The 12,686-nt window shown below is 46.7% G+C and carries 9 protein-coding genes and 1 rRNA gene; 1 reads left to right on the top strand and 9 read right to left on the bottom strand.

Features of this window, described 5'->3' with window-relative positions:
• A 16S ribosomal RNA gene (locus tag ACUTVW_RS15355) occupies nt 1-93 on the bottom strand; the annotation flags it as partial.
• 597 nt (nt 94-690) lie between these two features.
• Here ACUTVW_RS15355 and ACUTVW_RS15350 point away from each other — a divergent pair.
• Complete coding sequence (locus ACUTVW_RS15350; RefSeq protein ID WP_445646604.1) at nt 691-2,079, top strand: molybdopterin-dependent oxidoreductase; 1,389 nt, start codon at nt 691-693, stop codon at nt 2,077-2,079.
• Nucleotides 2,080-2,261: 182 nt separating this feature from the next.
• Here the strand turns inward: ACUTVW_RS15350 and ligA are convergent, their stop codons facing one another.
• From ligA to galU, 8 genes are all read right to left on the bottom strand, one after another.
• The gene (gene ligA, locus ACUTVW_RS15345) at nt 2,262-4,274 is read right to left on the bottom strand and encodes an NAD-dependent DNA ligase LigA (RefSeq protein WP_445646603.1); all 2,013 of its coding nucleotides are present in this window, start codon (nt 4,272-4,274) and stop codon (nt 2,262-2,264) included.
• Nucleotides 4,275-4,392: 118 nt separating this feature from the next.
• Complete coding sequence (gene pcrA, locus ACUTVW_RS15340) at nt 4,393-6,759, bottom strand: DNA helicase PcrA (protein ID WP_445646602.1); 2,367 nt, start codon at nt 6,757-6,759, stop codon at nt 4,393-4,395.
• Nucleotides 6,760-7,104: 345 nt separating this feature from the next.
• The gene (locus ACUTVW_RS15335) at nt 7,105-7,791 is read right to left on the bottom strand and encodes a heptaprenylglyceryl phosphate synthase (RefSeq protein ID WP_445646616.1); all 687 of its coding nucleotides are present in this window, start codon (nt 7,789-7,791) and stop codon (nt 7,105-7,107) included.
• Between the two features lie 222 nt (nt 7,792-8,013).
• Nucleotides 8,014-8,889, bottom strand: coding sequence for a phosphatidylinositol-specific phospholipase C/glycerophosphodiester phosphodiesterase family protein (locus ACUTVW_RS15330; protein ID WP_445646601.1), 876 nt, complete (start codon nt 8,887-8,889; stop codon nt 8,014-8,016).
• 177 nt (nt 8,890-9,066) lie between these two features.
• On the bottom strand, nt 9,067-9,948 hold the full coding sequence (gene rfbD, locus ACUTVW_RS15325) for a dTDP-4-dehydrorhamnose reductase (protein ID WP_445646600.1): 882 nt from the start codon (nt 9,946-9,948) through the stop codon (nt 9,067-9,069).
• Entirely contained in the window at nt 9,945-10,970 is a 1,026-nt protein-coding gene (rfbB, locus tag ACUTVW_RS15320) for a dTDP-glucose 4,6-dehydratase (RefSeq protein ID WP_445646599.1), read from the bottom strand. The genes rfbD and rfbB overlap by 4 nt, the downstream gene beginning before the upstream one ends.
• A gap of 54 nt (nt 10,971-11,024) precedes the next feature.
• Nucleotides 11,025-11,573 (bottom strand): dTDP-4-dehydrorhamnose 3,5-epimerase, encoded by a 549-nt coding sequence (gene rfbC / locus ACUTVW_RS15315; protein WP_445646598.1) that lies wholly within the window; start codon nt 11,571-11,573, stop codon nt 11,025-11,027.
• Nucleotides 11,574-11,786: 213 nt separating this feature from the next.
• Nucleotides 11,787-12,665: a UTP--glucose-1-phosphate uridylyltransferase GalU gene (gene galU / locus ACUTVW_RS15310; protein ID WP_445646615.1), complete on the bottom strand. Its 879-nt coding sequence runs from the start codon at nt 12,663-12,665 to the stop codon at nt 11,787-11,789.
• Between the last annotated feature and the right edge of the window lie 21 nt (nt 12,666-12,686).

Genomic DNA, 12,686 nt, shown 5'->3' with positions numbered 1-12,686 from the left:
GGAGAAGCAAGCTTCTCTTCAAGTCCGCTCGACTTGCATGTATTAGGCATGCCGCCAGCGTTCGTCCTGAGCCAGGATCAAACTCTCCAATAAAGATGAATTGGTTCAGCGTCGTTAAACGCTGTCCAACTCATCGGGGTATTGAAAAGAGCGATAAGCTCATTTTGAATCTGACGATTCATTATAAATCAAAAGTTACTATCCATTTGTTCAGTTTTCAAGGAACTTGTTCGCCTATCTTTTGTCAACTCATGTCAACTGGACAGGAAACTTATCATATCATGTTAACAAGGTTTCTGTCAACATTACTTTTCTGTCTATCTTCAAAGCTATTCGACTTTCGTTCGTTTGAAGCGACAAGAAATAATATATCATGCTGTCGTTCATTAAGCAAGTACTTTATTTAACTTTTTTCATATTCATCTATATAGCTAATATATAGCTGAAATCTGCTCTTTTTAATTTGAAGTAAGTGATCCAAAAACTTTATAATAAGGTATCTTAAATTAAAGGAAGAACTCCAAGATACTGCACATGCTTAATGAATAGTAGACACAGTAACATCATCACCCAGGTACAATATGCTCTTTCTAAATCTGCTAAGTGAATGATCTGAATTGCACATCAATTATGCTTTTGGCTCTTGACCGGCAATTTTGGACTCAAATCCATGACTCGAGGTGAACAAACTTGAAACAGTGGTTAAAAAGAATGCGCAAAGGTTATGGCAAAAAGCTGGTTTCCATTCATGCCTGGAATGCCTGGATCGTTGTTATTCTCGCCATTACTGGTCTTATACTCATTGGCGGTTTCTGGCGTGAAACTCTGGGTATCGGACGTGTCTGGTTAAAATGGTTACATATCGCAGTAGGTCTCGCCATGCTTGCCCCTGTAGTGTATTACTTATTTTTGGCCAGTAAGCATTGGAAGCAGCTTCGCAATAAGCCATGGCAAAAAGCAAATACGATCATCGTGCTTGCGCTTCTGATCGGGTGGTTATTATCCGGTATTGTCTTATGGCAGTTCAAGCTGGCAGGTCCCCGGTGGTCCAACGCTGCGCTGCTGATCCATGATCTGCTCACATGGGTTGGTCTGCCTTATATCATCTACCACTCCATCACACGTACCCGATGGTTAAAAGACTCTACTCGCCGTTCGATTCAAGTCGATGAATCTTCAGCACAGATACCAAGGGTGTCCAATCCGAACATTCACTCCTCTAATGAAGATGAGTCGGAAACACGCAATACACCAGCAGCCATGTCTGCTATGCAGAAGAATCAAGACTTTAGTAAAAGCAGTACAACACAACTTTTTGAAAAACCACAGCCGGTATACACCCGTCGAGCATTCATTCGTTCAGCTGTTGGCTTAGGGCTCGCCGTGACTCTTGGGCCTACTTTTGTATCGTGGGTTGGTAAAAACCTCAAGTTTGATAACAGCATCGACAGCATGCTCGAGAATGATCCCAATCAGATGGTTCCATTGCCTCAACCATTATCCGCTTCTTCTCCTCCGATTGGAGGCGGAGCGGAAGGTCACTTTCGTGTATACACGGTTACACCCATCCCATCCTTCTCCAATGCAAATTGGTCATTTCGCGTAGATGGACTTGTGGAACGAGCACAGATCTGGAATTGGGAGCAGTTCGTCAAGCTCACACGCACCGTGCAAGTCAGTGACTTTCACTGTGTTACTGGCTGGTCCGTGTATAAGAATACATGGGAAGGCATACCCCTGAAGCATTTTCTGGAGAAAGCTGGTGTGAAATCTGGAGCGCACAGCATCAAATTTTATTCTGGCGACGGAGTATACACCGATGCCATCACGCTGGAGCAGGCACAAATGGATGATATTATAATTGCGGTTATGCATGACGGTAAACCTATTCCGGCAGACCTTGGCGGTCCGGTAAGGCTCGTTATTCCACAGATGTATGCCTACAAATCGGTCAAGTGGTTGAATCGTATTGAAGTCATTGACAGCGAGCATATTGGATACTGGGAAGAACGGGGATACGACAAAGATGCTTGGTTATCCGGTGCGTCTCAGCGTTTTCCGGATATTACTGGTTCATAAGATTCCGGGAGAGCTAAACACAGTGTGTTACCCTATCCCCGCTATACCTCCTGACACATAAAAAAGAAGCCTCCTGACACGACATGCGTGTTTCTGGAGGCTTCCTTATTTACAAGTGGTTTGACACCCGCTTTATTATTCACCATAACAAAGCAGACACAGCACCCGTTAATATTCACTTTCTATGGATTCAGCAGACGTACCAGTTCATTCTCGTCCTCGATGGTCGGAATACCGAGATCATGGGCCTTTGTTAATTTACTGCCTGCCTTCTCTCCGGCAATGACCAGGTCTGTCTTTTTCGACACACTTCCCGTTACCTTCGCACCAAGTGCTTCAAGTCTCTGCGTTGCTTCTTCACGCGTCAATTGATGCAGTGTTCCTGTGAGTACCACTGTTTTACCGCTAAAGAAGGAGTCCTCAACAACAACAGCTGGAGCTTCTGGTGCCTGTGCTTTCACACCCAGGTTCAGCATCTTCTCAATAGCAGCCTGTGTGAACGGATCAGCAAAAAAGTTAACGATACTCTCTGCTACAATACCACCCACATCTGGCAGTTCCACCAATTCCTCCGCGGTAGCGTTCATGATCGCGTGCAGATCACGATAATGCTCAGCCAGCATACGTGTGGTTGATTTGCCTGTGTTCGGGATACCCAAGGAATACAGGAACGAAGCCAGGTCTCGGTCTTTACTCTGCTCTAGCGCAGCGAGAAGGTTGCTCGCTTTCTTTTCGCCAAATCGCTCCAGCTTCACCAAATCATCAAACTGCAGTGTATACAGATCAGCCGGTTCACGCACATTCAATTCATCATATAACTGAATCGCTGTTTTCTCACTGAAGGTCTCGATGTCCATCGCGTCTCTGGAGGCAAAATGGGAAATACGAGCAACGGTCTGAGGTTTACATGCCAGTTTGTTGTTACAGAACAAATGCGCTCCGCGCTGCTCCAATGGGAATCCACATGCCGGGCATTGCTCTGGATATATGATCTCTTCCCCATCATTCTCTTCGGTCACTTTGCCGAGAATCTCCGGGATAACATCATTGGAGCGGCGAATGAAGACGCGGGAACCCAGTGCATACTTCAGGTTTTTACGCTCGATATCCCCCACATTGTTCAGCGTACAATTTTGTACAGTAACTCCAGCAAGTTCAACCGCTTCTACCCGCGCCAGCGGGGTTACTTTGCCTGTACGGCCAACATTCCACACAACTTCGTTTAGTACCGTAGTTGTCTCTTCTGCTTCAAACTTGTAGGCAACTGCCCAGCGCGGGAACTTGTCCGTGTAGCCCAGCACCTCACGAGTACGCATATCGGTTAGCTTAATAACTGCTCCGTCGATCAGATAATCAAGCTGTCCCCGGTTTTCCTGAATTGCTTCGAGCTGCTCCATAACGTCATCAAATTCATGGAAGTAGGTGAGTGATGGATTAACTTTAAAACGGTTCTCGCGCAAGAAGTCCATCATCTCCTGATGATTCGAAAACTGAATGTCGTCCGAGTATCCAATGTTATAGAAATAAGCATTCAACCGACGCTCAGCGGTCGTTTTTGGATTTAAATTGCGCAGCGCTCCTGCCGCTGCATTTCGTGCGTTCTTGAGCGGCTCGGCAGCCGTCTCATTATATCGGTTCAACACGGAAAGGTTCATAATGCCCTCTCCTTGCACTTCAAGCGTACCGCCAGTATACGGAATTTTGAGCGGAACAGACCTAATGGTTTTGACTTGTGCCAAAATGCCCTCGCCCACCGTTCCGTTTCCGCGTGTAGATGCCTGCACCAGTTCACCGTTAGTATAGGTCAGGTTCAAGGTTAACCCATCAAATTTCAGCTCAATGACGTAACCTGGGTCAGGCAACGGGTTATCCGGGTTTTTGCTGTTATAGTCATTCACCAGCTTTAATACACGCGTATTCCAGCTGCGTAGCTGTTCAATGTTCTGCGCTTTGTCCAAACTCCATAATGGGGATAAATGACGATGCGGGTTGAATCCCTTAAGCAATTCGCCCCCTACACGTTGTGTGGGAGAATCCGGCAATACCATACCGCTCTCCTGCTCCAGTGTAACCAGTTCATCATACAGAAGGTCATACTCCTTATCACTGATCTGTGGCTGATCCATCGTGTAGTACTGATAATTATGCTGGTTCAGCTCGGTAACAAGTTGCTCCATCCGGTGCATCGGGTCCATACGGGCCATCCCTCCGTTTATTTAATATATGTAGAAAAAACATGCCTATTGCGATAATCGAACATGGCAGAATCAAATCTCATGTCAGCTCAAGATTAGGCAATAGGCGGTTTCATTCTTATTCTACTTTGGTAATTGGGGCAAATCCAGCCAGCAGACGTTTCACGCCAACCGGGGCCGGGAATGCAATCTGCAGCTCGGTATCATTACCACTGCCTTTGACAGCAACAATGGTACCTGTTCCCCATTTGCCATGTTGCACTTTATCGCCTGCCTTGAATCCTGACGCACTGTCGGAAGAGACAGCCTTCGAAGCTGACGCTGGTGCTGCAAATGTGGGACGGGAGGTGCTCGTAGTCACTCGGGATGTTGGCCCTGACGCAGTTGCGGATGAACCGCTCCGGCTCTGCTGTTCAAACAGCTTGGATGCACTCGCACCGCCACCGAAATTGCTTCCACCACTTGAGCCCAGGCCACGTCCACCATATGAGCCGCCGCCCGAACTCGACCCACGACGATACCGATCTCGCGCAATCGAGGTATCTTCCTTAAGTTCATCCGGAATTTCGTCCAGGAAACGGGATGGCGGGTTCGCCGTTGTACGTCCAAACAATGTCCGCATCTGCGCACACGAGAGGAATAACTGCTCCTCAGCCCGTGTAATCCCTACGTACGCAAGACGACGTTCTTCTTCCAACTCTTCGTTGTCCATAAAAGCCCGGCTGTGCGGGAAGACGCCCTCTTCCATACCCACGATAAAGACAACCGGGAACTCCAGACCTTTCGCACTGTGCATGGTCATCAGGGTAACGGCATCGCTCTGATCCTCTTCGTCATCGTTCATGCTATCGATGTCTGCAATGAGTGCCAGATCAGTGAGGAACGAAACGAGCGTTTTGTCTTCATTATTTTTCTCAAATTCCATCGTTACCGACAGGAACTCATCAATGTTCTCTAGCCGTGCACGAGATTCGAGTGTATTTTCATTTTGCATCTCAAGGCGATATTGACTCATCTCAAGAATTTTCTCGGTCAGTTCGGTAACAGACAAATATTCCACCATTTGGTGAAGCGCAGCGATCATGTCATAGAACTCTACGAGTGCGTTACGCGTACGGCCAGCAAACCCAAGATCATCTACGACCTGTAACACACGGAAAATAGAAATTCCACGCTCTCCAGCCGCAGCAGCCAGCTTGGCTACTGTCGTATCTCCGATGCTGCGCTTCGGCACATTAATGATCCGGGTCAAACTGATATCATCATCCGGGTTGGACAGTAGGCGCAGATAAGCCAAAATATCCTTGATCTCTTTCCGATCATAGAACTTGATACCACCGACAATCTGATAGGGAATGTCCGACTTGATCAGAATTTCCTCGATCACCCGGGACTGGGCATTGGTACGATACAAAATGGCATGGTGTTGATAGGATTTGCCGTTCTTCACATTTTTACTAATCTCAGAGGTTACAAAATACCCCTCATCATGCTCAGAGTCCGCACGGTAAACTTTGATCTTCGAACCGCCCTCTTTGTCCGTCCACAACTTCTTCGGTTTACGGCCTGTATTGAGGCCAATCACTTCATTCGCCGCATTCAGGATGTTGGAAGTGGAGCGATAATTCTGCTCGAGCAGGATCGTCTGTGCTTCCGGGTAGTCTTTTTCAAAATTCAGGATATTGGTAATATCCGCTCCACGCCAGCGATAGATCGACTGGTCACTATCCCCTACCACGCAGATGCGGTGATGGCTGTCAGCCAGCATGCGGCACAACATGTACTGTGCACGGTTCGTATCCTGATACTCATCGACGTGAATGTACTGGAATTTCTTTTGGTAAAAGTCGAGTACTTCCGGCACTTCTTTGAACAGTTGAATCGTTGCCATAATCAGGTCATCAAAGTCGAGCGAGTTATTGGCTCTTAAGCGGCGCTGGTACATCGTGTACACCTTCGCTACAATGCCTTCAAAATAATCGCCTGCCTGCTTCTCATATTGCTCCGGGCTGATCAGTTCGTTTTTGGCTGTGCTCATCATCGCTTGAACAGCTTTGGGTTCAAACTTTTTGGTATCAATATTCTGATCCTTCATACAACTGCGAATGACGGATAACTGATCCGATGAGTCCAAAATGCTAAAATTCGATGTAAACCCAATACGTTCAATGTCACGGCGCAAAATACGCACACACATGGAGTGAAACGTGGATACCCAAATATCGCGGCCCTGAGAACCACCTACGAGTTGGGATACCCGATCCTGCATCTCCCGAGCGGCTTTATTCGTAAACGTAATCGCCAAAATGCCCCACGGGGGTGCTTTCCGTGTTGCGATCAGATAAGCGATCCGGTGTGTCAGCACCCGGGTTTTGCCCGAGCCCGCGCCAGCCATAATCAGCAGCGGTCCATCCGTTGCCTCTACGGCTTGACGCTGGGGAGTATTGAGCCTCGCTACGGCGTCATGTATATTTACAGGTTGCATGCATGCATGCTCCTTTCATTGGTTGGTCGTATAAGGATGCTTTGGGTTACACTGGTCACTCCGAGGACAGAGTAAGCTTTCAGTCGCTGTTATTCCCGGATTTTTTAAAACTATTTCCTAGAGGTGAATATCCGGTAATAAAGGCGAACGCTCCGCTTCACCAGCTTATCTCTGTCCTCTCCGTTCACGTGTAAACGTAGTCTCCTTATACTGTGTGGATAGGGTAGGAGATTTAGAAAATCTGAAAGCATTATTACTTAAATGAATTGAAATTAAATCAATAAAGGGACAAAGTTCTATTTTAACAGATTCAAAGGGGATGTGGGGAATGGTAAACTAAACCGGTTAGGCATTACCTTTCACGGCTTCTACCGTCTCCAGCGCTTGGCTTAAATTGCTATACACAATATTGCCAACAACAACGGTATCCGCTACTTGAGCAGCTTGTCCCGCTTTCTCCGCCGTATCGATTCCACCGCCATATATGAGGTGTGCCCGCTCCAATTGTCTGTGTGTCTCACCTACAAGTTCCATATCACCAAATGTTCCGCTGTACTCCATATATATAATGGGCAGATGGAGCAGTCGCTCTCCAGCTTGCGCATAGGCAACCGCAGCCTCTGTAGTCAGTTGAGTATCTGCTCCGGTTAACCTCGCCACAGTTGAGTCCGCATGAAGCACAATATACCCCTCGGTAATCAGCAAATCCCACGGGATCAGATAACCATAACGCTCAATAGCTTGCTGGTGTTGTCCAATAATCCACCTGCTGTCCGTTGTGTTCAGTACCAATGGGATCAGATAACCGTCAAACCCAGGCACAACCGCCTCCAAATCGGATACTTCCAGCACACAGGGCAGTTCATAACGACGCACACGGGACATCAGATCTACTGTATTTTCATACGTAATTCCTGACGATCCGCCAACGATAATTGCATCACTTCCCGACATGCATAATTGATCCAGTGCCTCATCCGTAATTTCCCGGTCTGGGTCGAGTTTGAATACGTGTCTCCACTGCTTAATCATGTCTATCAACGAACATTCCTCCAGAGGTTCTTCTGCATCCTAAAAAGCTTGTAAACTAAGTCTAAGTCAGCAGACAACAGGTGTCAATGTTCGTATAAAAGGCGAACAGAAAAACACAGACTTTTAGTTGTTTCCATTCCTAAAAAGTCTGTGTTCTGGAGGACGAATCTTTTTTGAGTCTTTTTGATTTTTTCTAGGAGGTTTTTTTGAGTCTTGATCTTTTTAAGGTTTCCAGGCAAATCTTGAATTCATCTCTTCCATTTCTTGCTCGGTCAAGATGTCCGAATACACACCGTACACGCCCCACTTTTCATAATTGGCCGCCTGCCGGGTATCATTAATGGTATGCACATACGTAACGGCTCCGGCCTTCTTCAGCTCGGCAACGAAGTTCTGGTTCACTTTATATTCCGGCATCGTTACGGCATCAATATCATTATTTTGTACAAAATCGACAACCTGGCCCTCTGTATCTTGTGTAGCGTATAACGTGTAGATGATCGAGGGGAAGCTGTAAACTTCTTTTACCTTTTCAAGCATCGGTTCATTATATATTTGTACAACAACCCGGCTTAGAACAGACGGATCATGTTTCTTCGCCGCATCGACCAACGATTGGAGCACTTGCTGGATATCTTCATCCTTTTGCTCTTTGGTATCCGTCACGATGTACATATCCGGATATTTGGACAATACGTTCATAACTCCATCGGCGTCCATTGGCTGATAAATACCCAGAATCGGTGTATTCATAAATTCATCATGGGTGAGTACTCCGGCCTGTTTATGCTCTGGCAACTCTTCATCCTGTCCCAGCATTTTGCTCATATTGGCCGTCCACTCATGTCTGGCTACAGCTACGCGATCCGAAGTAAGCATGAAATCAATTTCAAATACGCGTGTACCTTTTTCATAATTGGCAATCATAGCTTCATACGCATTGGTGTAGGGCTGTTCCCGAATGCTTCCCATCGCATGGGCAATTAATCGATAATTCGTAAATCCGTCGCGCTGCTCCTCACTCTGGCTATCATGCGCCCAAAAGAGTGTCCCCACAGTAACGAGCAACAATGTCAAAACGGCGGCAATACGTTTCATATCATCCACACATCCTTATATGTCACATTGCATTTTGGTAACTAACTACCCGAATAAAACATAAGCAAAACAAAAAGCCGCCCCAAGGCGACTCTAAGACTGTAAGATACGATAACAAAATGCAACGAAAAACGATTAAGGATCCAGCATCTTGCAAAGAATCTTATTTCAGTTCGTCTACTCCGTATCCAGCTCATGTAAAAATGCAATCAGCGCTTCTCTCCAAGGTCTCATGGCTTGAAGCCTATTCGTACGAATCCCCATATGATCCATCACGGAATACGCTGGACGAGAAGCCGGACGTGGATACTCAGCCGTAGTGCACGATACAATTTCAGCTATCTGGGCTGTCGCTTGAAAAAACCCATGTTGAATTGCTTCCTCGGCAATCGCCTGTGCAAACTCAAACCATGTGCAGCTTCCCGCATTGGAAGCATGATAAATGCCATATTTTTCGGATACAGCCAGTTCAGCGATCAGACGAGCAAGATCCACCGTATACGTAGGTGCCCCCTGCTGATCATGAACAACTTGAAGCTGAGGGCGTTTTCCCATCAGATCCAGCATCGTTTTGACAAAATTATGGCCATGACTGCCAAACACCCATGATGTCCGGACAATAAACCACCGTGTGCTCAGACTCTGAACCAGCCGTTCTCCGGCGAGCTTGGATGTGCCGTATACACTTTGTGGATTCGTCTCATCGTACTCCTGATAAGGGGTGTTACCCATCCCGTCAAAAACATAGTCTGTACTGATATAGACCAGCTTGGCTTTCACCTTCTCGGCTGCAACTGCTATATTCCGCGTACCTGCAGCATTAATTGAGAACGCCGTATCGATATCAGATTCGGCCTGATCCACCGCAGTGTAAGCAGCACAGTGAATAATAATATCAGGCCGGAAAGCACCGATAAGATCTTTACATTGCTGCTGATCCGTAATGTCCATCTGCTCCCGGTCACATCCCAGTACGTGATGGCCGTCCGAACCAAAAGTTTTTACAACATCATACCCAAGCTGCCCCGCGGCTCCTGTTACCATAATTCGATACTTCATGCGTCCGAATCACCCATTCGTTTACCATACTGGAGTTTCACATAATCCTGATACGTACCGGAATGCACTCTAGCCATCCATTCCTGGTTCTTCAGATACCATTGGATGGTTGCTTTAATACCCGTTTCAAAATGATGCACCGGTTTCCAGCCAAGTTCGTTCTCCAACTTCGTTGGATCTATCCCGTAACGCCGGTCATGACCCAGACGATCCTGTACATATTGGATCAGACCAGGCGGTTTGCTCAGCTGTTGTAGCACAGTCTCGACAATGTGAATATTGGTGCGTTCATTGTTACCGCCTATGTTGTATACCTCTCCTGATTTACCCTGATGAATAACCAAATCAATGGCATGACAGTGATCTTCAACATAAAGCCAGTCACGAATATTCAGACCATCCCCATATACAGGAATGGCTTCATCATTCAAAGCACGGGAGATGATGAGCGGAATAAGCTTCTCTGGAAATTGAAATGGACCATAGTTGTTGGAGCAACGTGTAATATTGACAGGTAAACCGAAGGTTTCGTGATAAGCTCTGACGAGCAGGTCACCTCCAGCCTTGCTCGCAGAATAAGGGCTATTGGGTGCCAAAGGTGTCTCTTCCGTAAAAAGTCCTGTCGCTCCAAGTGAGCCATACACCTCATCCGTTGAAACCTGTACGAATTTGGTGATCTGATATTTCTTCGCTGCATCCAGCAGTACCTGTGTGCCCATGACATTTGTGCGGACAAAAACATCTGGAACCAGAATACTGCGATCCACATGGGATTCAGCGGCGAAATTCACAACGACATCAATACCTTGAGCAAAAATGTCCTCCATCTGCTGCACATCTGAAATGTCAGCTTTAATGAAGGTATGCCGCGAATTGGACTCAATCGACTGCAGATTTTCCAGGTTGCCCGCATATGTCAATGCATCTACATTAATGATTTCGTAATTCGGATGTTCCCGAAGCATATATAACACAAAGTTGCTGCCGATAAAGCCAGCCCCGCCGGTAACCAGTAATTTCATGCTGTCTCTCTCCCTCTGCCTCCAGATATGGATCGTTCCTGAATGTTCTTGTCATTAGTCAAAATTCAGTTCTGCATCCCTAAGCAGGGGATGCTTCTGATCTTTATCCGATAAAATCGGTTCCGTTACAGGCCAATCGATGGCAAGTTCGGGATCATTCCATAGAATGCCACGGTCATGTTCAGGCGAATAAAATGCATCCACTTTGTAAACCACCTGTGTACGCGGGATTAGTGTGCAGAACCCATGGGCAAATCCTTGAGGAACCAAGAGCTGACGCTGATTATGTTCGCTGAGTATGACACCCTTCCATTGTCCGAAGGTTGGCGACTGTTTACGTATATCTACAATCACGTCGTAAATGGCACCCGATATTACTCTCACCAGCTTGGTCTGTGCTTTCGGATGAAGCTGATAGTGAAGTCCTCGCAGCACACCCGCCTCAGCCGACAAGGATTGATTATCCTGAATAAACGCATGGTGTATCCCATGATCCAGTAGAATTTGCTCATTATAACTTTCCATGAAATATCCGCGATGATCCCCGTATACTTTCGGTTCTAGTATAGCAGCATCCTTCATAAACAGCGGAATTAGCTTCATGTCATCCCCCCGGTCTGCCTTTGACAGTATTTCTTCATTTTGATTATGTATATGTGAGTTGCCCTTCAAGTGTTTGTTCATTCGCCTCTGTCATGCAGACACAAAAAACCAGCCGAAGCATTGTACATCGGCTGGGTTGGGCTGGGGATCGACACTCAAAAAATAGAAACTAGATACTGCGGTAATAGCATATAAGTCAACCATTGATTCTGGTTAGTGATTCCCGAGGATGTCTTTCAGATACTTCAACAAATCATCCCGCAGATCGGGACGCTGTAACGCATAATGGATGGACGTTTCAATAAAACCTAGCTTCTCGCCCACATCATGGCGCAGACCATCAAAATGATATGCGAGAATCTGGCGTTGTTCATTCAGACGTGACAAGGCATCGGTCAGTTGAATCTCTCCGCCTACACCGACGGATTGTCTACCCAATATTTCAAAAATGTCTGGAGTAAGAATATAACGCCCCATGATCGCCAGATTGGAAGGAGAATCCTCCGTTTTGGGCTTTTCAATCAAACGGCGTGCCCGGAAAACGCGCTCATCTGTACGTGTTAACATCTCTCCGTCAATAATACCGTAACGGGATACCTCACTCCAATCAACAGGTTGCACGCCGACGATGGGGGATTGCAGCTCGTCATAGACTTCAATCATCTGCTGCAAGCATGGGTGATCCGCTTCAACAATGTCGTCCCCGAGCAGGACGGCAAACGGCTCGTTGCCAATAAACTTGCGGGCACACCAGATGGCGTGGCCAAGTCCTTTCGGTTCCTTTTGCCGAATATAATGGATATCAGCCATCTCGGAAGGTTTACGCACTTCGTTAAGCAGATCCCACTTCTGTTTGTCTGCCAGATTCTGTTCAAGTTCAAAGGAGTAATCAAAGTGATCCTCGATCGCCCGTTTCCCTTTCCCTGTTACGATAATAATATCTTCAATTCCGGAAGCAACGGCTTCCTCAATAATGTATTGAATGGTTGGCTTGTCCACGATGGGCAGCATTTCTTTCGGCATGGCCTTAGTGGCAGGCAGAAACCGGGTCCCCAGCCCGGCGGCTGGAATAATTGCTTTGCGGATACGTATAGGAAACACTCCTTTGGCTGG

This window comes from Paenibacillus sp. TSA_86.1, from assembly GCF_052691815.1.
The sequence above is the reverse complement of the archived record's forward strand: the minus strand, read 5'-3'. Positions and strand labels throughout refer to the sequence as shown.

What these genes read in the sequence shown, in the direction of transcription:
- ligA (WP_445646603.1), bottom strand. Translation starts at nt 4,274, where the DNA reads ATGGACCCGATGCACCGGATGGAGCAACTTGTTACCGAGCTGAACCAG.
- pcrA (WP_445646602.1), bottom strand. Translation starts at nt 6,759, where the DNA reads ATGCAACCTGTAAATATACATGACGCCGTAGCGAGGCTCAATACTCCC.
- ACUTVW_RS15335 (WP_445646616.1), bottom strand. Translation starts at nt 7,791, where the DNA reads ATGATTAAGCAGTGGAGACACGTATTCAAACTCGACCCAGACCGGGAA.
- ACUTVW_RS15330 (WP_445646601.1), bottom strand. Translation starts at nt 8,889, where the DNA reads ATGAAACGTATTGCCGCCGTTTTGACATTGTTGCTCGTTACTGTGGGG.
- rfbD (WP_445646600.1), bottom strand. Translation starts at nt 9,948, where the DNA reads ATGAAGTATCGAATTATGGTAACAGGAGCCGCGGGGCAGCTTGGGTAT.
- rfbB (WP_445646599.1), bottom strand. Translation starts at nt 10,970, where the DNA reads ATGAAATTACTGGTTACCGGCGGGGCTGGCTTTATCGGCAGCAACTTT.
- rfbC (WP_445646598.1), bottom strand. Translation starts at nt 11,573, where the DNA reads ATGAAGCTAATTCCGCTGTTTATGAAGGATGCTGCTATACTAGAACCG.